This is a genomic window from Nonomuraea sp. NPDC050310 (genome assembly GCF_040655795.1).
In the GTDB taxonomy this organism is placed as follows: Bacteria; Actinomycetota; Actinomycetes; order Streptosporangiales; family Streptosporangiaceae; genus Nonomuraea.
Map to the genome: position 1 here is coordinate 47097 of NZ_JBFAKP010000032.1, position 20524 is coordinate 67620.

Below are 20524 nucleotides of genomic sequence, written 5' to 3' on the forward strand. Positions count from 1 at the left end.
CCACCCGCGCTAGGCGCCCGGGGAGCTGCTGAGCGCTCGCTGGGCCGCCTCGACCCAGCGGGTCACGCCGACCCGCTCGGCCACCTCCAGAGCCTTCTCGTAGTGCCGCAACGCCTCGTCCGGCTGGCCGAGCCGTACCGCCAGGTCGCCGAGGGTCAGCGCGACCGGCCACAGGGCCACCACCCCGGTGCCCGCGCCGGCGATGCGGTCGGCGAACGGCACGAGCTTGTCGTAGCAGTCGACCATCCGCTCGCGGTCCTCCAGCAGCATGCCGGCCAGCGCCCGCCAGGTCATCGCCAGCTCGTAGAGGTAGTCGGGTCGCACCGGCGGTCGGGTGGCGGCCACCGCGCGCGCGTCCTTCAGGTGCCCGGAGCTGGCCAGCGCCAGCGCGTAGGCGTCGAGCGTCCACTTCGCGCCGCGCTGGTGCGCCTCGGCCAGCAGGTCGACCGTCTCGGCGGCCCGGCCCTCGACCAGGTTGAGGCAGAACGTGGTGACCAGCGGCAGGTCCTGGCGGCCCTCCAGCATGCCCGCGCGGGCGGTCATCTGGGCCGCCTCGCGGTAGGCGCGCTCGGCGGCCGCGTAGTCTCCGGCGATCATCAGCTTCTGCCCGGCGTACCAGGCCACCACGGCGGCGGGCGCGTGCAGGTCGTACTGCTTGGCCAGCCGGTCGGCGGCGGCGGCGTGCTCGTCGGACTCGGCGAACTGCCCGCGCGCCGCGGCGCACTCCAGCAGCACCAGGTGCGCCAGCGCCTGCACGGCCATCTGCCCGGAGCTGCGCGCCACCTCCAGCATCTCGCGGCCGATGCTCTCGCGCATGTCCACCGCGGGGATGTCGTAGGACTGGCGCAGCCGCCCGCTGAGCGCCGCGGCCAGCACGGCCGGGTCGCCGCTCTCCCGGGCCAGCTCCAGCGCCTCCAGCGACGCCTGGCGGCCGCGCTCGGGCGAGGAGGAGCCCTCCAGCTCCAGCGCCAGCGTGGTCAGCAGGCTCGCGCGCAGCGTCTGCTCGCCGGCCGGCAGCTCCATGAGCGCCTTCTCGGTGACGTCGACGATCTCCCACGCGGTGCGGGTGAAGTCGCGGGCCACGCCCTTGTGCGGGACGGCGAGCGAGGCCGCCACCCGCGCGGTGATCTCCAGGTCCTGGAGCGGCAGCGCGAGGTCCATCGCCGCCCGGCGCAGCAGCCGCGCCGCGCTCATGTCGCCGCACAGCGCCAGCGCCCGGATCTGGCGCAGCATGAGCAGCAGCCGCTCGCGGGTGTCGCCGCTGGAGCGGTCGAAGGCGGCCAGCGCCTGCTCCCAGAGCTGGGCCGCCTCGCGGTGCGCGAAGCGCCGCTCGGCCTGCTCGGCGGCGAGCTTGGCGTAGTGCACCGCCTTCTCGGTGGCGTCGGCGGCGAAGTAGTGGTGGGCCAGCGCCGCCACGTCGCCGGGGTTTCGCTGCTCGATCTCGCGCGCCACCATCATGTGCAGCCTGGTACGGCGCAGCCGCGAGGCGTCGGAGTACATGGTGTCGCGCACCAGGTCGTGGTCGAAGCGCAGCAGCCCCGGCCCCGGCTCGGTGACCAGCCCGGCCAGCAGCGCCGCCTCGACCGCGTCGACCACCGCGTCCTCGTTGCCGCCGGAGATGCCGACCAGGATGTCGACGTCCACGTCGCGGCCGATCACCGCGGCCTGGAGCAGGATCTGCTGGGCGTCCTGCGGCAGCCGCGAGATGCGCCGGCGCAGCACGTCACGCACGCCGGAGGGCACCTGCGAGAGCACCTCGGCCGGGTCGGCCGGCTCGGAGTCGAGCAGCCGCACGGTCTCGCGGACGAAGAACGGGTTGCCGCCGGTGCGCTCCACGATCGACTCGATCGCCTGGCTGTCGATCTCGCGCAGGCAGGTCGCCCGGACCAGTTCGGCGGCGGCCTTCGGGTCGAGCCCGCTCAGCCCCACCCGGACCGGCCCGAGCCGGGCCAGCGCCGCCAGCACGTCGGCCTGGCGGTCGTCGAGCTCGCTGTCGCGGCAGGTCACCACGAGGAAGACGCGGCTGGTGGCCAGCAGGCTGGGCAGCGCGCGCAGCAGGGCGAGCGTCTGGTCGTCGGCCCAGTGGAGATCCTCCAGGATCAGCAGCACCGGGACGTTCTTGGCGACGCCGGCCAGGTAGCCGCCGACCGCGCGGTGCAGCCGGAAGCCGCCGGAGACCTCGTCGTCCTCCGGGTCGGGGTCGGCGTCGTCGAGCAGCGGGGCCAGCAGCGGGCCGTACTCGCCGGGGCCGGTGACCTCGATCAGGTTGCGCAGGATCTGTACCCACGCCCAGCCGGGCGGGGTCGCGCTGGAGTCGGGGCAGGCCCCGGAGGCGACCCGCCAGCCGTCGCCGGTCAGCTTGCTCTCGAGCTGGCGCAGCAGCGTGGTCTTGCCCGCGCCCGCGTCGCCGGAGACGATCGCCACCTGGAAGCGCCCGGTGCGGGCGGCGGCGGTGGTCAGCCGGGTCAGCTCGGCGTCGCGGCCGACGAAGGGCTCGGGCTCCAGCGGCGGCGGCTCGACCGGCGCGGTGGGCCGGGGCGGCCAGGTGTCGGAGACCTGCGGGCGGACCGGCACGCGCTGCGGCATCACCAGGTCGAGCTCCGGCGACTGCGCCAGGATGTCGGACTCCAGCTTGCGCAGCGCGGGCCCGGGGTCGATGCCGAGCTCGTCGGCCAGGATCGTGCGCGCGCGGCGCAGCGCCGCCAGCGCGTCGCCCTGCCGGCCGCAGCGGTAGAGGCCCAGCCCCAGCAGGCGCCAGCCCTCCTCGCGCAGCGGGTGCTCGGTGGTCATCGCCTCCAGGTCGGGCACGGTCTCGGCGTGCATGCCCAGGCGCAGCCCGGTGTCGGCGTGCCGCTCGCGGGCCACCAGGCGCAGCTCGGTGAGCCGGTTGACCTCGGCCTCGGCCCAGGGCTGGTCGGCGAAGTCGGAGTAGGGGGTGCCGCGCCACAGGCCCAGCGCCTTGCCCAGCCGGGCACGGGCCGACTGCGGGTCGTCGCCGTCGAGGTGCTCGCCCGCGGCGCGCACGAGCTGCTCGAACCGCAGCGCGTCGACCTGGTCGAGGGCGTTGCGCAACGCGTACCCGCTGGCGACCGTCACCAGCAGCCGGTTGGGCCCGCCACGCGGCCGGCCCGGCTCCAGGACGCGGCGCAGCCGCGAGATGTACACCTGCAGGCCCGACTGCGCGCCCTTGGCGGTGTCGTCCGCCCACAGGTCGTACAGCAGGGTGTCGACCGGGACGACCTGACCTCTGGCCACGAGCAAGCGGGCGAGGACGGCCCGTTGCCGCAACCCGCCTAGGTCGAGCTCGTCGCCACTCTCGCTGTCGTACGCCTCGACCGGCCCCAGAACCCGGAAAGCCACCATGTCGCCCGCCACGCTATGCGCGCTTCCGAATCACGCACAAGGTCTTTGTTCTGTTCGGGTTCGCGTTCACGATTCGGCCTTCACCGCTTCACTGGCTTCGGTACGGCTGCCGCGTCCGTCACGCCTGCGCAGGAATGCCCAGGCGCCCAGCGCCAGCCCACCGAATGGGATCTCGATAGTGTAGGTCCAGAAGCCGAACAGCAGCGCGGTCGCCGCCGCGGAGGCGTCCGCGACGCCGAAGGAGACCAGGAAGGCGGCGGTCCCGGCCTCCATGATCCCGGCCCCGCTGGGCGTGATGACCGCGCTGGTGAGCACCCTGGACAGCGCGAAGACCGCGATCGACTGCGCCAGGCCCGGGTAGGAGCCGGTCGCGTGCATGCACTCGACCATGATCACCCACTGCAGCCCGAGGAACGCGACCATGCCGATCGAGAGGCCGAGCGAGCGGGTCTTCACGATGCCGGCGGTGTCGCGCCGCAGGTTGTGGAAGGCCTCGCCGGCGTGCAGCCGCTTCGGGGTCACCTTGTCCAGGAACCGGCCGACGACCCGGGCCGCGCGGTCCCAGTAGAGCGCGACGGCCAGCACGGCCACGATCGCCAGGATGGACAGCGCGCCCACCCAGCCGGCGTTGGCCACCCGCTGGTCGGGCACCTTGCCGGCCATCAGCAGCGCGATGATTCCGACGGCGGGCAGGATGAACCGGAACAAGGTGTTCCAGATCCCGCTGACCAGCGTCATCACCACGATCGGCCGGTTGGCGAAGCCCCAGCCCCTGGTCATCGCGAAGGTCAGCGCCACGCCCGCGGCCCCGCCGAAGGGCAGCACGTTGCTCACCGCCGAGCCGGCCGCGTTGAGCGTCAGCGCCTGGGTGTGCGTCAGTCCGGGCAGCGAGTTGGTCAGCACGAAGGTGTAGGCCAGCAGGCTCGCCAGCCACGTCGCCGCCATGAGCCCGATCGTCGCCGGGCCCAGCCCGGCGAACTCGTGGCCGATCTCCGCCCACGACACGGTCTTGCCGGTGAGCGTCCCCACGATCTGCGGCAGGAACAGCACCAGCGTCACCGCCAGGGCGAGCGACAGCACGGAGAGGGCGACTCTGGCCCAGGGCTTCTTCATCGCGCACTAGTCTGCCCCCTCCGGCCACCGATCCGGTGCGCGCCGCCGGACTTCGCCCGGTCAGGGCAGCCGGTCAGGCCAGGCGGGACTCCAGGCCGTCGAGCAGGCGCTCCAGGCCGTAGGTGAACTGCTCCTCGCGGAGCCGCCGCGGGTCGTCGAGCCCCTCGCGGATGCTTCCGTGCAGCTCCTGGGCCTCCAGCGAGGCCTGGGCGGCGGCCGAGTGGATCGCGCGGGCCAGCGCCTCCTCGCTCATGCCGGAGCGGGCCAGCAGCGACAGGTAGGCCGCCTCGCTGGTCGCGATGCCGATCACGTAGGCCGTGAGGGTGCTGACCGCCTGGTGGTACTCGGTCTCCGGGAAACCCGCGCCCCGCAGGACGTCGAGCATGGCCTTGGACTGGCGCATCAGGTTGGGGCCGAGCTGCACCAGGCCGACCTGGCCCAGGACCGAGGCGACCCAGGGGTGGCGCAGGATGACCGCCCGCAGGCTGCGCGCCGACTCGGCCAGCGCCTCGCGCCAGCCGAGCTCGCCGGGGGCCGGGACGCGCATCTCGCCGTAGATCTCGTCCACGACCAGCTCGATGAGCTCGTCCTTGTTGGTGACGTGCCGGTACAGCGAGGTGGCGCCGGCGCCGAGCCGGGTGCCGAGGCTGCGCATGCTGAGCGCGTCGATGCCGGCCTCGTCGAGCAGCTTGATCGCTTCGGCGACGATGCGGTCCTGGCTGAGCGCGGGCTGCTCACGCTTGCCGCGCGGGCGGGTCCAGACCGAGAGGGACGGGACGGGCTGCTTGTCGGTGGCCATGAGCCCAGCCTAGGGTACAGCGTACGCAGGTGCGTACGGCTAAACCTCGTCGAAGGGGTGGCTGAGCCGGGTGCCGGGCGGCACGTCGCGCCGGACGAACCACTCGGTGCCGAAGACCAGCCGGTAGAGCGGGCCCGGGATCTTGAGCATCACCGCGAGCGTGCGGTCGCTCTCGCCGCCGGAGGCCTGCGAGGCGTGCGCGGCCATCGAGGCGCGTTTCTGCCGGGTGTAGCGGCGCACGTTCACCCGGTGGGTGATCGCCTCGCCCGCGGTGTAGGCGCTCTCGAAAGTGCGCGGGTCGAACTCGGGCGGGAAGCGGTAGACCTTGCCGGCCAGGCGCAGCGCCTTGACCAGGGGATCGCGGTTGACCGTCGCCTCCAGCACGATCGGCGTCCCGGCGAGCTCGGCGGCCCGCCGACCCACCCGGTGCACCTGCACGTGGTCGGGATGGCCGTACCCGCCCGCCGGGTCGTAGATGGCCACGAGATCGGCCTTCTCCTCCTCCAGGATGGCGGCGAGCCTGGCCGCGGCCGCCTCGGAGTCGGCGTCGATGAAGGCGTTGTCCGGCCGGTCCTCGGCCAGGCCGCCCGACGGGCTCAGCCCGGAGTCGCCGTAACCGAGACACTCGACGCGCGCGCAGCCGAGCACCGCGGCCGACTCGTACAACTCCGCCAGGCGCTGCTTGCCCAACTCCTCGCCTGGCGCGAGATCGGCCAGGCCGCGCTCGCCCGCGGTGGCGACCACCAGGACCACGCGGTGGCCTTCGGCGGCCAGCCGGGCCATGGTGCCCGCGGTCAACAGGGCCTCGTCGTCGGGATGAGCATGGAAGAACACGGCGGTACGTGGAGGCACAAGCCCCAGATTAGTGTGGGACGGGTGCGGATCCTTCACGTGAGCGACTGTTACCTGCCCAGGCTCGGCGGCATCGAGGTGCAGGTGGCCGATCTCGTCAGGATGCAGCGCGAGGCCGGGCACGAGGTCGAGGTGGCCACCGCGACCCGCGGCGAGGCGCTGCCCGGGGTGCGGCGGATCGTCGCGCGGATGCCGTTCGACCTGCCGGTCCATCCGTTCGGTGTGGGGCATCTCACCCGGCTCATGACCGCTCGGCGGCCCGACGTGGTGCACGTGCACACCGGGGCCGTCTCGCCGTTCGCCTGGATGGGGGTCCGCGCCGCCGTACGGGCCGGATTGCCGGCCGTGGTGACCGTGCACAGCATGTGGGACCCGGTCACCCGCGCCCTCTACCGGGCGCTGCGGCTGGGCTTCGAGTGGCACCGCTGGGGGCTGGTGGCCACCACGGTCAGCGCCGCCGCCGCCGCGCCGATCCGCTCGGTCGCCGGGCGCGGGGTGCCGGTGCACGTCGTCTCCAACGGGCTCGACCTGTCCGGCTGGCGCACGCTCGACCCGCACGAGGGCCCTGACGTGCACATCGTCGCCGTCGGGCGGCTCGCGCCGCGCAAGCAGCCGGTCCGGCTGCTGCGGCTGCTGCGCGAGGCGCGGGCACGAGTTCCTGCGTCGGTACGGCTGCGCGCCACCGTCATCGGGGACGGCCCGGCCCGCGGCCAGATGGCCCGCTACCTCGCCAAGCACGGCATGAGCGGCTGGGTCGAGCTGCCCGGCCGCTACAGCCGCGAGCAGATCGCCAAGGTGCTGGCCGAGGCGGACATCTTCGTCGCCCCCGCGCCCCGCGAGTCGTTCGGCATCGCCGCGCTGGAGGCCCGGGCGGCCGGGCTGCCGGTCGTCGCGCGCTCGCAGAGCGGGGTGGCCGACTTCGTCCGGCACGGCGAGGAGGGGCTGCTCGGGCGCACGTTCGACGAGCTCGTGGACGGTGTCGTACGGCTGGCCCGCGACCCGGAGCTGCGCCGGACCATCGCCGCGCACAACCGCGCGGTCGATCCGGCGGCCGGCTCGTGGCCGGTCGTGCTGGCCGGCTTCGACCGCTGCTACCACCAGGCGATAGAGGGCTGAGGTCCCAAGGCTCCCGCGGTACGGCGGGGCCGCCGCGCCGCTCGGTGGTCGTGCGGTACGGCGGGGCCGCCGCGCGGGTCAGGGTTTGTGGAGGACGACGATGCCGTCGCGCTCGAAGACCTGCTGGTAGCCGTTGGCGAGCAGGTTGTCCACGGTCTCGCCCTGCTCCTCCAGCGACCCGAACGGGAACTCCCACCGCTGCGTGTCCGCCACGACCCACGGCGCCGGATAGTTGGCCCGGGGCCGCCACAGGATGACGGTCGTCCGGTCGGTGAGCGCAGGCCCGAGGTAGTTGACCGTCTCCACCAAGGCCCCGTCCGGCACCTTGGCCGCCGCCTCGGCCGCCGCGGCCGTCTTGACCGGGTCACCCCGGTAGAACTCGGGCGTGATGAGCTGATCGAACGCGAAGCGCGGCACGAGCGTCACCGCGACCGCCAGCACGGCGGCCGACCAGGCGAGCTTGAGCGCCCGGTCGTCGGAACGCCGGGTCCAGCGCAGCAGCCGCGCCAGCCCGTCCACCCCGGCCAGCAGCAGGATGACCACGGTGAAGGCGTTGTACTGGTAGTCGGTCATCCACCACTGCGACCAGCTCGACAGGAACCGCACGGCCAGGTGCGGCAGAGCCATCAGGGTCAGCGGCGACAACAGGGAGAGCAGCAACGCCGGCCAGAACAGGAAGGCCAGCGTGTCGACCTTCACCGCGGAGTCGAGCGGGGTCAGCAGCGTGGTCACCGGATCGGTGATCATGCTGATCAGCGCGCTGGCCGGATCCGGCCCGAAGTGCCCGTAGGCCCAGAAGTCGCCGAGGTCACCCCCGACCGCGGGCATGATGAAACCGCGCGTCAGCACCGCCGCGACCAGCCCCGCCGCCGCGATGCAGCCGCCGCGCAGCCGGTCCCCGGTGACGAAGGCGAAGGCGCCGAAACCGGCCACCATCAGCCCCATGTCCTCCTTGACCAGGAGCAGGCCGAACAGCGCCAGGTAGGCGGGCAGGTGTCTCCCCGCGGTGTAGCGCTCGATCGCGACGGCGGTCAGCAGCGGCACGAACATCACTTCGTGCACGTCGAAGTTGGCCGCCTGGGCGATGGGCCAGGCCAGCGCGTAGGCGATCGAGACGAGGTAGGCGGGCGTCGTCCCGAGCACGCGGCGGGTGAACAGCCAGACGAACGGGATCGCGGCCGCGAACAGCAGCGCCTGCGCGACGATCAGCGAGGCGGGGCCGTCGTGCACCCAGTAGAAGGGCGCCAGCAGCGCGTAGATCGGGGAGAAGTGGTCGGCGATCTGCGGGTAGTCGAGCCCGCGGCCGTGCCAGGCGCCGATCGAGGGGATGTAGCCGGGCAGGAACTTGGCGTAGTTGCGGACCGCCTGGTCGACGATCACCAGGTCGAAGGTGGTCGCCCGGTAGGTGGCCAGCCGGACCAGGCCGAGCAGGGCGTAGGCGGAGGCGGCCAGCAGGCCGATCGCCGCGACCCAGTAACGGTGCCGGGTGGAGGGGGCGGTCCTGGGCGCTGTCACCATCGTGTCCACTGCCACGGGCAGCAAGGGTATACGGGCCTGGCCTTCACCCGGCGTTTCGACCGGGGCGAGGCGTGGTGGCCGCGTCCTTCATCCCCCGAAGGACGCGGCCACCGCGCCTGGTTCCCCCGCGAGCACGGCTGCCCCGCCGTACAGCCCCCTGTCAGGCAGGGCTTCCGTGCCCGGGTCTTCCCCCGAAGTGCACGGCCGCCGCACCGCACTGCCCCCCGCAGGCGGTACGACGGCCGCAGGCTCATTAAGAGCAGGCGCTCACGATCTTCGTCTGGAAGCTCTGCATCTTGGTCATGCCGTCGGTCATGGCGGTCGGGTTGGCGGCGTCGACCTTCATCGACTCCATCGCGCCGGCCAGGTCGTTGACGGCCGCCGCGAGGTCGCCGTCGTGCTTGGCGGCGAGCGCCTTGAGCTTGCCGGCGGCCTCCTGGCCGCTCTTCTCCATGGTGGCGGCGATCTCCTCCGGCTTGCTCATCGCGCCGGTGAGGGAGTTGGAGTACGTGGTCATGATCTGGGTGACCTCGTTGCCCACCGCGTTGCAGTCGACGGCCTGGCCGACGGCGCCACAGGCGGCGGTGGCGCCGATGAGGGCCAGGGTGGCGAAGCCGAAGCCGATCTTGGTTCTCATAGGGAGTGAGTCCTTGGTAGTGATTTGTGTCGAATGGACAGTATGGAGCATCACTTGATGCCCGCTTTCACCTCACCAACATTGGCCATGACCCTGATGGGTACAAGCGGGGCATGGTACATGAGCAGACACAGCAGCCGTCATTGAAGCGGGTCATCGGCCGGAGGGTGCTGCTCCTCTTCGTGGTCGGCGACATCCTCGGAGCCGGTATCTACGCGCTGGTGGGCAAGGTGGCCGGGCATGTGGGCGGCATGTTGTGGCTGCCCTTCCTGGTGGCTTTCGTGCTGGCCGCGCTCACCGCGACCTCCTACGCCGAACTGGTCGGTAAATACCCCCACGCCGCGGGTGCTGCGCTTTATACGAATAAAGCGTTCAACATCCCATTTCTTACCTTTATCGTGGCGTTCACCGTCATGATGAGCGGGATCACCTCCGCCTCGGCCGCCGCCCGTGCCTTCGGCGGCCGCTACCTCGCCGAGTTCGTGACGCTGCCGGTGCTGGTCGGCGCGTTCATCTTCCTCGGCCTGGTGACCCTGGTGAACTTCCTCGGCATCTCCGAGTCGGTCAAGGTCAACGTGGTGCTGACCGTCATCGAGGCGTTCGGCCTGCTGGTCATCGTCGCCATCGGGATCTGGGCGCTGATCACCGGCGACGGCGAGCCGGCCCGCGCGATCGAGTTCAACCCGGCCACCGGCGCCTTCATGGGCGTGCTGGGCGGCACCGCGCTGGCCTTCTACGCGCTGCTCGGTTTCGAGGACTCGGTCAACCTCGCCGAGGAGGCCAAGGACCCGCAGCGCGACTACCCCCGGGCGCTGTTCGGCGGCCTGATCGTCGCCGCGCTGATCTACATGGCGGTCGCCTTCACCGCCACGATGCTGGTCGACACCAAGACGCTGGTCAGTTCCACCGGCCCGCTGCTGGAGGTGGTCAAGGTGGCGGGCCTGGCCTTCCCGCCCAAGATCTTCGCCGCCATCGCGCTGCTCGCCGTCGGCAACACCGCCCTGATCAACATGTTGATGGCCTCCAGGCTGGTGTACGGCATGGCCCGCCAGAAGATCATCCCGCCGGTCTTCGGCGCGGTGCATCCCACCCGCTCCACGCCGTGGATCGCGATCCTGTTCACCATCGGCATCGCGGCGGTGCTGGTCTCGACGACCGACGACATCGCCCCGCTGGCCGACACCACGGTGCTGCTCCTGCTGTGCGTGTTCGCGCTGGTCAACGTCTGCGTGCTGGTGCTGCGCCGGGAGCGGGTCGAGCAGGAGCACTACCGGGCGCCGACCTGGGCTCCGGTGCTGGGCGTGGTGGTCTGCCTGTTCCTGGCCCTGCCGATCACCGGCCGCTCGGCCGACGTCTACCTGCGGGCGGCCATCCTGGTCGGCGTCGGGGTGGTGTTGTGGCTGATCAACTGGTTCTTCGTCGGCAAGGTCACCAAGATCGACCCGACCCGGATCACGGACTGATGCCTCAGCGGGGCGCGTAGCCGTGCAGGAGCACCTCGACGATCTCCTCGGCGGGCGGGAAGTCGAGGTCCAGCAGCCCGCGATAGGTGACCAGGCCGCTGAGCAGGTCGGCGAGCAGCCGCGGGTCGCGGTCGGCGCGCAGTTCGCCCCGGGCGACGGCGCGGTCGAAGATGGCCCACGAGCGGTCGATGCGCTTGCGCATCGCGGTCCTGATGATCTCGCCGAGGCCGGGGTCGCGCCCCGCCTCGGCGAAGGTCTGCTTGGCGATCAGCCGCATGTGCGTCCAGAAGCCGATCGTCTCGGTGACGACGACCTGAAGGTCGCCGCGGAGCGAGCCGGTGTCGGGGATGGCGACGCCGGCGTCGATGAAGGTGGCCAGCGTGTCGAGCAGGAGCTCGCGCTTGCTGGCGTGGCGGCGGAAGACGCTGGCCCGCCCGACCCCCGCTGCGGCGGCGACCTCGTCCATCGTGAAGTCGAAGCCCTTGGTGAGCAGCAAGGACGTGGTCGCCTCCCGGATGCGGAGGTCGACGGTGGGGTCCGGAGGACGGGGCACGATGTGAGACTCCTAGTATCAGATACCATGCGTATCAGAAAGAAGAGGGTAGTCGTCATCGGCGCCGGAATCGCGGGACTCGCCACGGCGCGGGCCCTGCTCGCCGACGGCCACGAGGTCGAGGTCTACGAGGCGGCCCCCGAGCTGCGCGCCACGGGCGGTTCGGTCACCCTCTGGCCCGGCGCCACCGGGATCCTGCGGGAGCTGGGCGTCGACCCGGCCGCCCGCGGCAGCCGGCTGAGCGCGATGGAGTCCTACACGACGCGAGGGCGCCGGCTGTTCACCGTGGACCTGGCCGACATCGAGCGCCGCCTCGGCCGGCCGTCGGTGCACATCGTCCGCCGCGACCTGGTGGAACTGCTCGCCGAGGGCGTCCCGATCACCTACGGCGCCGAGGTGGCCGCGGTCGATCCCGACCGGGCGGAGGCCACGCTCGCCGACGGCCGGACGATCGGCGGCGACGTGCTGGTGGGCGCCGACGGCCGCCGCTCGGTCGTGCGGGGCGCGCTGTGGGAGCAGGACCCGGCCCGGCTCAGCGGCTGGGTGACCTGGCAGGGCTTCGTCTCCGAGCCCGATTCCGGCGTCATCCGGATGGCCACCGGCCGCCAGGGCCTGTTCAGCCTCGCCCCCGCCGGCGGCGACCGGCTGTTGTGGTGGTTCGACACGCGCGCCGCGCCCGGCAGCCGGCTCTGGGAGGACGAGCCCGACCCCGTCGCGGCGTTGCGTGAGCGGTTCGGGAGCTGGCGGGCGGGGCCCCTGCAGTGGTTGTGGCCCCAGCTCGGCGACGTCCAGTTCTTCCCGCACTACCGGCACGCGGTGCCCGAGGTCTGGGGCCGGGGCGCGGTCACGCTGGCCGGGGACTCCGCGCACACCATGCCTCCGGCGCTGGCCCAGGGCGCCAACCAGGGGATCGAGGACGCCTGGGCGCTGCGGGGCTCGCTGGAGGACCTGCGGGCCTACGAGCGCGGCAGGGCCAAGGTCGTGCGCCGGCCGGCGGTGCTGGCCGGGTTCGAGATGACCAGCCGCCCGCAGCCGCCGATGCCGAGCGCGCTGGTGACCGGCCTGTTCGCCCGGCTGCTGCGGGCGTTCAGCGGCTACCTCTTGACGACGCCGGAGCAGCGCCGCATATTGGGCAACGTTCCAGAAAGTCGCATATAGAGCAACACAATGCGCATTGCGCAACAAACTGACGCTTGGGGTGCCTGTGCCGAGCCTGATCCCCACCCTCCCTGGCCGCTCCTACACCGACCCCGCGATCTTCGCCGAGGAACAACGCAAGATCTTCGAATCCCTGTGGCACTGTGCCGTCCGCAGCGACGAGCTGGCCGAGCCGGGAGCCTTCAAGACCGTCCAGATCGGCCGCGAGAGCGTGATCGTCGTGCGCGGGCGCGACGGGGTGCTGCGCGCCTTCCTCAACGTCTGCCGGCATCGCGGCGCGCGGCTGTGCGTCGAGCCGGAGGGGCGGGTCAAGCGCACGATCAAGTGCTCCTACCACGCGTGGGCCTACGACCTGGACGGGCGGCTGGCCGCCGCGCCGAACCTGGTCAAGATGCCCGACGTGGACCGCGAGGAGTACGGCATGCTGGCCGTACACCTGCGGGAATGGCTGGGATACGCGTGGTTGTGCCTGGAACGGGAGCCGCCCAGCTTCGAGGAGACGGTGATGGGCGCGGCGACCGAGCGGCTGGGCGACCTGGCCTCGATCGACCGCTACCACGTGGACAAGCTCGCCCTCGGCCGGCGCATCGTCTACGACGTCCGGGCGAACTGGAAGCTGATCGTCGAGAACTTCATGGAGTGCTACCACTGCGCGACCATCCACCCCGAGCTCACGGCCGTGCTGCCGGAGTTCGCCGGGGGATACGCGGCGCAGTACTACGTGGGCCACGGGGCGCTGTTCGCCGAGCGGGCGGAGGGGTTCACGGTGGACGGGTCGAAGGGCTTCGCCAAGCTGCCGGACGTCTCGGCCGAGCAGGACCGGCGCTACTACGCGATCACCGTCAAGCCGCAGGTCTTCATCAACCTGGTGCCCGACCACGTGATCCTGCACCGCATGTTCCCGCTGGCCGCGGATCGCACCGTGGTGGAGTGCGACTGGTTGTACCACCCGGACGTGGTCGCGGGCGGGGCGGACATCTCCAAGTCGGTGGAGCTCTTCCACCTGGTCAACGAACAGGACTTCGAGGCCTGCGAACGCACGCAGCCCGGCATGTCCTCACGCGCCTACGACGGCGGAGGCGTGCTGGTGCCGAGCGAGCACCACATCTCGGCCTTCCATCGGTGGGTCGGCGAACGGCTGGCGGGCTAGAAGGGAAGTGCTTTCCCCGAGGGGGTGCGCAAGTCGAGCGGTACCGGCCGCCGCGGAGGGCGGGGGCGCTGGACGACCTGAACTTTTTTCACGCTTGGATCCTTTCTGGTGGATCCGCTCGAGGGACTAAGACCTGTATACCCGGGCACATTCGATGAATGTCACACCCTTTCCAACGGTCAGGACGGGTAACGTGGCAGTGATGGCGGCGAATCCGTTTGTTCACCCGGCGTACTTCTACCGAGACGACCGGGACTACGCGCTTGCCATGACCCGGTTCCTCCGGGACGGGCTGGAAGCCGGCGAGCCGGTCGCCGTCGCGGTGCCGCCGGGCAACCTCAAGCTGATCCGCGCCGAGCTGGGCGCGGACGCCGACGCGGTGCACATGCTGGACATGACGCTGGCCGGGCGCAATCCCGGCCGGATCATCCCGGCGGTGCTGCGCGATTTCGCCGACCGGCACCCCGACCGGCACGTGCGCATCATCGGCGAACCCATCTGGGCCGGGCGCAGCGCGTCGGAGTACCCGGCCTGCGCCCAGCACGAAGCGCTGATCAACTTCGCCTTCGACGGCCGCCGGGTCACCATCCTGTGCCCCTACGACGCCGAGGCGCTGACCCCGGAGGTGCTGGCCGAGGCCGAACGCACCCACCCAGTGCTGCAGGGCCGCGACCGGACGCACGCCTACGCCCCCGGGGAGGTGGTCAGCGGGCACAACCGCCCGCTGGACATCCCGGCGCACGCCGTCCGCCTGCGCTTCGACCGCACGAACCTCGGCGAGGTGCGCGTGCTGGCCTCCGAGCAGGCCGCGGGGTTCGGCTTCGCCGCCGCGCGCCTCGACGACCTGCGGCTGGTCGTCACCGAGCTGGGCGCCAACAGCATCGACCACGGCGGCGGCTCGGGCGAGCTGCGCGTCTGGACCGAGGACGGCCGGCTGGTCTGCGAGATCGCCGACACCGGCCACATCAGCGACCCGCTGGCCGGCCGCCGGCCCGTGGACCCGCGCAAGGCGGGCTCGCGCGGCCTGCTGATCGTGAACCTGCTGAGCGACCTGGTCCGCATCCACACCCGTGAGGGCCTGACCACCATCCGCACCTACTTCGACCTCCCGCTGGGCCTGCTGCCCGCCGGAATCGAGCGCGCCGACGGTGGGGCCGGCCGTCCCCTGGAGGCCCCCCGACCCTGAGGGGGAGCGCCCTACCAGGGTCGGTCTTCGCGCAGGTCATGGCGGTGCGTCCGACGAAGGTCGTAGGGGTTCGACCGGGGACTTTCAGGGCTGATCTCCGATACTGCCGAAGCCCGGTTTGCCCGAGCTTTGAAGCATGAAGGGATTGCTCGTCAGCGGATTCACCACCATCGGTCTCGGAAGCGGCGCGATGCTCGCCCTGCACGCGGGGGCGGGGCTCGACCCCGTGCACAGCGTCATCAGTGAGTACGCCTTCCAGTCGGTCGGATGGTTGTTGCCGGCCTCCCTCACGCTGTTCGCCGTCGGTTCCGCCCTGATCGCGGGGGCATTGGGGCGGGCCGGCGCCGACCGGCGGGTGGTGCTGCTGGTGGTGGCGTGGGGCGTGTCGATGTTCCTCATCGGCGCCTTCCCGACCGACCGCCCGGGCGTGCCGCTGTCGTTGTCCGGCGGCATCCACCGCTACGCGGCCTTCGTGGCCTTCCTGGTGATGCCGGTGGCCGGATTCCTGCTCGCCCGGGCGCGCATCCGGTACGCGCGAGCCGTACGCCTGCTGAGCACGGTGGCCCTGGTCGCACTGGTGGCGGTCGTGCTCCCGTACGTGATCAGGATGTTCGGGGTGCCGCTCACCAACGCCGACATCCCGGCCGGGGTGACCCAGCGGGTGGTCGTGGTGACCGAGATCGGCGTGCTGGCGCTGGCCGGCCTGTCCCTGCTGCGCGGCTCTCAGCGCTCCCAGGGCGGCGTCTCGCCGAGCTTGGCGTAGTACTTGGCCAGGTGCTTCTTGACCCGCTCACGCTCGTCGTCGGGGATCTTGACCCCGCCCCTGGCGCCGTCCATGACCCCGCCGGCCGCGAAGATCGCGTGCGGCACGGCCATCAGCCTGCCGTCGACGACGTCGGCGATGGGGAGCTTGTAGGCGCCCCACTCGTCGCCCTCGTCGGAGTCGTACCAGACGTGGGCCTCCTTGTACTTGGTGTTCGGCCGGCCGTCGGTGCCCGCCCACTCGCGGACCCGGCGGTCGGCCTCGTCGCGGTCCCAGGCGCGGTCGCGGTCGGCCAAGGGTAGATCTTGAAACGGAACGACAGTCATGCCGGGTTCCTGCCCGGGTAGGGGAGGGCTATGACGATCCTCGTGGCTTATGACGGTTCAGAAGATTCCCAGGCGGCCATTACCTTTCTCGGCCGATTGGCCAAGGGCAGCTCGGTGGTGGTCCTGACGGTGTGGGAGCGGTTGTCGGCCGCCTCGATGCGCACCGCGATCGGGATGATGCCGATGCCCGACACCACCGTCGAGGACGAGGCGGTGCGGGAGGCGATGCGCGAGCTGGCGGAGCGGGGCGCGGAGCTGGCCCGGCAGGCCGGGCTGGAGGCGAGCGCGCGCTACGACGACAACTCGGTGGCGGTCTGGTCGACGATCGTGGACGTGGCCGAGGAGATCGACGCCGAGCTGATCGTCACCGGGACCCGCGGCCTGGGCGGGATGCGCTCGCTGCTGCTGGGCAGCACCTCCGACCGCGTGCTGCACCACGCCAAGCGGCCGGTGCTGGTGGTGCCCGGCCCCGAGTCGTGAGGTATGTTTCTCCCATGACGACGACCGTGGTGATGATGGCCCTCTAGGGGCTCACCGCGTCGTCCGCTGAAGAGGCCCTGCGAACCGGGGCCTCTTGTCATGTCCGGGGCCCCACGGGAGGCACCCGATGTACATCACCACCACCATCCCCTACGTCAACGCGCGCCCGCACCTCGGCTTCGCGCTGGAGATCGTGCAGGCCGACGTGCTGGCCCGCCACCACCGGCGGCTCGGCGAGCAGGTGCGCTTCCAGACCGGGACCGACGACAACTCGCTGAAGAACGTGCTGGCCGCCGAGGCCGCCGGGGTGCCGGTGCGCGACCTGGTGGCCCGCAACTCCGAGGCCTTCCACGCCCTGCGCGGGCCGCTGGAGCTGTCCTTCGACGCCTTCGTGCGCACCAGCGCCGACCCGGGCCACCGCGCCGGGGTCGAGGAGCTGTGGGCGGCGACCGCGCACGACGTCTACCAGAAGCACTACGAGGGCCTGTACTGCGTGGGCTGCGAGCAGTTCTACCCCGACGACCACTGTCCCGACGGGCACGCGGGGCCGCTCCAGCGGGTCGCCGAGCGCAACTGGTTCTTCCGGCTCTCGCGCTACCAGGACCGGCTGATCGAGCTCATCGAGCGCGGCGAGCTGCGGATCGAACCGGCCGCCCGGCGCAACGAGGTGCTCGCCTTCCTGCGCGCGGGCGTCGAGGACATCTCGATCTCGCGCAGCGCCGAGCGGGCCAGGGGCTGGGGCATCCCGGTGCCCGGCGACCCCACGCAGGTGATCTACGTGTGGTGGGACGCGCTGGCCAACTACGTCACCGCGCTGGAGGACTACGAGCGCTGGTGGGTGCGCGAGCCCCGCCGCACGCACCTGCTGGGCAAGGGCGTCATCCGCTTCCACGCCGTCTACTGGCCGGCCATGCTGCTGTCGGCGGGCCGGCCGCTGCCCACCGAGCTGTTCGTGCACGACTACCTCACCATCGGCGGGCGCAAGATCAGCAAGTCGGGCGGCGCCACGGCCGACCCCGCCGAGCTGGCCGCGGTCTACGGCGGCGACGCGCTGCGCTGGTGGCTGCTGCGCGAGGTGCCGCGGGTGGGCGACGTGGACTTCACCGAGGAACGGCTGGCCGCGCGGCACGACGAGGACCTCGCCAACGGGCTGGGCAACCTGGTCAGCCGCGTGCTCACGCTGATCGGCCGCCGGCTCGACGGGCACGCGCCCGAACCGGCCGAGGTGCTGCCGGCCTGCCTGACGGTCGCCGAGCGGGTGGGGGAGGCGCTGGACGCCTTCGACTTCCGGCGGGCGGCGGGGGCGGTCTGGGAGATCGTGACCGAGGCCAACGCCTACATCGAGCGGACGCAGCCGTGGAAGCAGGCCGACCCGGCCGCCTCGCTCGGGACCCTGCTGCACGCCTGCCGTACGCTCGCCGAGCAGTTGGCGCCGTTCCTGCCGGGCGCGGCGGCGCGGGTGGCCGCTCAGGTGCACGGGGTACGGCTGGCGCGGCCCGAACCGCTCTTCCCGAGGCTGGTCGGCGGGCGTACGGTGTGACGAGCCGACCAGCCGGTATGGAGGTTGCCATGCCCACCGTGAACACCATCCGCGGCCCCGTGGACGTCGAGGACCTGGGCCAGACCCTGATGCACGAACACGTCTTCGTCCTGGCCACCGAGCACCTGGACAACTACGGCCGGGGCTCCTGGTGGGACGAGGAGCACCGGGTCGCCGACGCGATCACCAAGCTGAACGCGCTGGTGGCCAAGGGGGTGAGCACGATCGCCGACCCGACCGTCTGGGGCCTGGGCCGCTACATCCCGCGCATCCAGCGGATCGCCGAGCAGGTGCCCGGGCTGAACATCATCCCCGCCACCGGGCTCTACAGCTACGACGAGATCCCGCACCAGTACGAGCACCGCGGCCCCGGCCTGCTCTTCGACATCCCCGACCCGATCGTGGACGACTTCGTGCGCGACCTGACCGAGGGCATCGCCGACACCGGGGTCAAGGCCGCGTTCATCAAGTGCGTCGTCGAGCAGAAGGGCCTGACGCCGGGCGTCGAGCGCATCTGCCGCGCGGCGGCCCGCGCGCACGTGCTCACCGGCGCGCCGATCACCGTGCACACCAACTCCGGCACCCGCAGCGGGCTGCTCGCGCTCGACCTGTTCGCCAAGGAGGGCGTCGATCTGACCAAGGTCGTGGTGGGACACGCCGGGGACAGCAACGATCTCGACTACCTGATGCGACTGGCCGACCAGGGCGCGATCCTGGGCATGGACCGCTTCGGCCTGGACCTCTACAACCCCATGGCGCAGCGGGTCGAGACCGTCGCCGCCCTTTGCGAGCGCGGGTACGCAGACCGTATGGTGCTGAGTCATGACTCGGCCTGCTTCATGGACTACTTCGGTGGCGCCTGGGACCAGGCAGTCCAGACCGCGGCGCCGAACTGGCGCTACGATCACATACACGACGACGTGCTACCCGCACTTCGCGTCGCGGGCGTGAGCGACGCGCAGATCGAGCAGATGCTGGTGGCCACCCCGAGACGCTACTTCGCCTGACCGACGTTTTCCTGGAGGGGCCGGTGACTTCGGAGCAACAGACCTTGTCGATCAGTCTGGGTCTGCAGGGACCCAGCGTGATCGTCAGACTCTCCGGAGACTTCGACTTCACCTCGGCCGCGGAAGTGCGTGAGCGCGTCACCCAGGCGCTCGACCTCACCCAGCCGCCGCTGCTCGTCGTCGACCTGCAGGCCGTCGACGTCTGCGACTCCTCGGGCCTGTCCGTGCTGGTCTACCTGCACAAGGCCGTCACCGCCTCGGGCGGGCGGCTGCTGCTGGCCGGGCTGCACGGACGGGTCAAGCACCTGTTCGAGCTGACCGCGCTCGACCGTTTCTTCGACCTGCGGCCGACCGCCGAACTGGCGATCGCAGAACTTAGCGATTCGGGGCATTCTCCGCCATTTGCCGGGTAGCGGCGAGGCATGTCCGACGCGCTGGGTGCCTACCTCCGGGAGATCGGCCGGACGCGCCTGCTCACCGCCGGCGACGAGGTCGACCTCGCCCGCCGGATCGAGGCCGGGCTCTACGCCCGGCATCTGCTGGCCGCCGGGAAGCAGAGCGCCGAACTGCACCGCGTGGCGCTCGACGGAGCAGAGGCCAAGGAGCAGCTCATCCGCGCCAACCTGCGGCTGGTCGTCGCGGCCGCCAAACGATACGTGCACCGCGGGCTGCCCCTGCTGGACCTGATCCAGGAAGGCAACCTGGGGCTCATGCGGGCGGTGGAGAAGTTCGACTACGCCCGCGGCTACAAGTTCTCGACCTACGCGATGTGGTGGATCCGGCAGGCCATCGAGCGCGGGGTCAACGACAAGGCCCGGACCGTGCGGCTGCCGGTGCACGTGGCCGAGGAGGTCGCCCGGCTCACCCGGCTGGAGCGGCGGCTGCTGGTGGACCTGGGACGCGAGCCCGAGGTCGAGGAACTCGCCGAGGCGGCCGGCCGTACCGTCGAGCAGATCGCCGACCTGCGGGCGGTGGGCCAGGAGACGATCAGCCTCGACCTGCCCGTCGGGGCGAACGGCGAGGGCCGGATCGGCGACCTGATCGTCGAGGACGAGGGCCTGCGGGTGCAGGAGTTCCTGGAGCGGCAGGTCTTCGGCGACCAGCTCCGCCGGATGATCGAGCTGCTGCCGCCGCGGGAGTCGTTCATCCTGCGGGCCCGCTACGGGCTGGCGGGGCGGGAGACGCAGACCTACCGGGAGATCGCCGAGTGCCTGGGGCTGACCCGGGAGCGGATCCGCCAGTTGGAGAAGCAGGCGCTCAAACGGTTGCGGGAACGTCGCGATCTGCTCGCCTGGGCGTCGTGACGTTGACCGAGTGCGACTATTGGGCGTAAATCGAGGATGTCTACGTCAGGGGGCACCATCATCATGATCCGTCGACTCGTCTGCGCGCTCGTGGGCGCGGTGGGGGGCCCGCCCCTGGTAGCCGCCCAGCCCGGCGGCGCGGGCCGCCCCGCCCGGGCGGGGGGGGGTGGGGGAATCACACCTGTTGACTACCAGC

Annotated in this window: 19 protein-coding genes; 11 read left to right on the top strand and 8 right to left on the bottom strand. The window is 71.7% G+C overall.

What is annotated here, in order from left to right:
- Positions 1 to 9: 9 nt before the first annotated feature.
- From AB0I67_RS40015 to AB0I67_RS40030, 4 genes are all read right to left on the bottom strand, one after another.
- Complete coding sequence (locus AB0I67_RS40015) at positions 10 to 3363, bottom strand: BTAD domain-containing putative transcriptional regulator (RefSeq protein WP_357935454.1); 3354 nt, start codon at positions 3361 to 3363, stop codon at positions 10 to 12.
- 66 nt (positions 3364 to 3429) lie between these two features.
- Positions 3430 to 4476: a lysylphosphatidylglycerol synthase domain-containing protein gene (locus tag AB0I67_RS40020; RefSeq protein ID WP_357935457.1), complete on the bottom strand. Its 1047-nt coding sequence runs from the start codon at positions 4474 to 4476 to the stop codon at positions 3430 to 3432.
- A gap of 73 nt (positions 4477 to 4549) precedes the next feature.
- Positions 4550 to 5275 (bottom strand): TetR/AcrR family transcriptional regulator C-terminal domain-containing protein, encoded by a 726-nt coding sequence (locus AB0I67_RS40025; RefSeq protein ID WP_357935459.1) that lies wholly within the window; start codon positions 5273 to 5275, stop codon positions 4550 to 4552.
- 39 nt (positions 5276 to 5314) lie between these two features.
- On the bottom strand, positions 5315 to 6127 hold the full coding sequence (locus AB0I67_RS40030; protein ID WP_357935462.1) for a PIG-L family deacetylase: 813 nt from the start codon (positions 6125 to 6127) through the stop codon (positions 5315 to 5317).
- Positions 6128 to 6151: 24 nt separating this feature from the next.
- Here AB0I67_RS40030 and AB0I67_RS40035 point away from each other — a divergent pair, with 24 nt between their 5' ends.
- Positions 6152 to 7243: a glycosyltransferase family 4 protein gene (locus tag AB0I67_RS40035; RefSeq protein ID WP_357935464.1), complete on the top strand. Its 1092-nt coding sequence runs from the start codon at positions 6152 to 6154 to the stop codon at positions 7241 to 7243.
- Between the two features lie 78 nt (positions 7244 to 7321).
- Here AB0I67_RS40035 and AB0I67_RS40040 read toward each other — a convergent pair whose 3' ends face one another.
- Together AB0I67_RS40040 and AB0I67_RS40045 are read right to left on the bottom strand one after the other, a co-directional pair.
- Positions 7322 to 8776, bottom strand: coding sequence for a DUF2079 domain-containing protein (locus AB0I67_RS40040; RefSeq protein WP_357935466.1), 1455 nt, complete (start codon positions 8774 to 8776; stop codon positions 7322 to 7324).
- Between the two features lie 238 nt (positions 8777 to 9014).
- Entirely contained in the window at positions 9015 to 9398 is a 384-nt protein-coding gene (locus AB0I67_RS40045) for a hypothetical protein (protein ID WP_357935469.1), read from the bottom strand.
- Between the two features lie 143 nt (positions 9399 to 9541).
- Between AB0I67_RS40045 and AB0I67_RS40050 the strand changes: the two genes are divergently transcribed.
- Complete coding sequence (locus AB0I67_RS40050) at positions 9542 to 10861, top strand: APC family permease (protein ID WP_357935472.1); 1320 nt, start codon at positions 9542 to 9544, stop codon at positions 10859 to 10861.
- A gap of 4 nt (positions 10862 to 10865) precedes the next feature.
- Here AB0I67_RS40050 and AB0I67_RS40055 read toward each other — a convergent pair whose 3' ends face one another.
- Positions 10866 to 11414 carry a TetR-like C-terminal domain-containing protein gene (locus tag AB0I67_RS40055; protein WP_357935474.1) on the bottom strand — a complete coding sequence of 183 codons (549 nt, stop codon included), beginning with the start codon at positions 11412 to 11414 and terminating at the stop codon, positions 10866 to 10868.
- Positions 11415 to 11441: 27 nt separating this feature from the next.
- Between AB0I67_RS40055 and AB0I67_RS40060 the strand changes: the two genes are divergently transcribed.
- The 4 genes from AB0I67_RS40060 (at position 11442) to AB0I67_RS40075 (ending at position 15671) form a co-directional block, all read left to right on the top strand.
- A complete protein-coding gene (locus AB0I67_RS40060; protein WP_357935477.1) occupies positions 11442 to 12572 on the top strand; it encodes an NAD(P)/FAD-dependent oxidoreductase in 1131 nt (376 codons plus the stop codon).
- Positions 12573 to 12612: 40 nt separating this feature from the next.
- The gene (locus AB0I67_RS40065) at positions 12613 to 13722 is read left to right on the top strand and encodes an aromatic ring-hydroxylating dioxygenase subunit alpha (RefSeq protein ID WP_357935479.1); all 1110 of its coding nucleotides are present in this window, start codon (positions 12613 to 12615) and stop codon (positions 13720 to 13722) included.
- A 202-nt stretch (positions 13723 to 13924) separates the two neighbouring features.
- Positions 13925 to 14908 carry an anti-sigma factor RsbA family regulatory protein gene (locus AB0I67_RS40070; RefSeq protein ID WP_357935482.1) on the top strand — a complete coding sequence of 328 codons (984 nt, stop codon included), beginning with the start codon at positions 13925 to 13927 and terminating at the stop codon, positions 14906 to 14908.
- Between the two features lie 136 nt (positions 14909 to 15044).
- Entirely contained in the window at positions 15045 to 15671 is a 627-nt protein-coding gene (locus tag AB0I67_RS40075) for a DUF998 domain-containing protein (protein WP_357935485.1), read from the top strand.
- Here AB0I67_RS40075 and AB0I67_RS40080 read toward each other — a convergent pair.
- The gene (locus AB0I67_RS40080) at positions 15632 to 15967 is read right to left on the bottom strand and encodes a hypothetical protein (protein ID WP_357935488.1); all 336 of its coding nucleotides are present in this window, start codon (positions 15965 to 15967) and stop codon (positions 15632 to 15634) included. The two genes, AB0I67_RS40075 and AB0I67_RS40080, sit on opposite strands and share 40 nt — an antisense overlap.
- A 60-nt stretch (positions 15968 to 16027) precedes the next feature.
- On the opposite strand from AB0I67_RS40080, the gene AB0I67_RS40085 reads away from it, so the two are divergent.
- The 5 genes from AB0I67_RS40085 (at position 16028) to AB0I67_RS40105 (ending at position 20328) form a co-directional block, all read left to right on the top strand.
- Positions 16028 to 16477, top strand: a complete 450-nt coding sequence (locus AB0I67_RS40085) for a universal stress protein (RefSeq protein WP_357935490.1) — start codon at positions 16028 to 16030, stop codon at positions 16475 to 16477.
- 127 nt (positions 16478 to 16604) lie between these two features.
- Positions 16605 to 18017 carry a methionine--tRNA ligase gene (locus AB0I67_RS40090; RefSeq protein ID WP_357935492.1) on the top strand — a complete coding sequence of 471 codons (1413 nt, stop codon included), beginning with the start codon at positions 16605 to 16607 and terminating at the stop codon, positions 18015 to 18017.
- A gap of 29 nt (positions 18018 to 18046) precedes the next feature.
- Positions 18047 to 19024 carry a phosphotriesterase-related protein gene (locus tag AB0I67_RS40095; RefSeq protein ID WP_357935495.1) on the top strand — a complete coding sequence of 326 codons (978 nt, stop codon included), beginning with the start codon at positions 18047 to 18049 and terminating at the stop codon, positions 19022 to 19024.
- 23 nt (positions 19025 to 19047) lie between these two features.
- The gene (locus AB0I67_RS40100; protein WP_357935498.1) at positions 19048 to 19437 is read left to right on the top strand and encodes an STAS domain-containing protein; all 390 of its coding nucleotides are present in this window, start codon (positions 19048 to 19050) and stop codon (positions 19435 to 19437) included.
- Between the two features lie 9 nt (positions 19438 to 19446).
- Positions 19447 to 20328 (top strand): sigma-70 family RNA polymerase sigma factor, encoded by an 882-nt coding sequence (locus tag AB0I67_RS40105; RefSeq protein ID WP_357935501.1) that lies wholly within the window; start codon positions 19447 to 19449, stop codon positions 20326 to 20328.
- Positions 20329 to 20524: the final 196 nt, after the last annotated feature.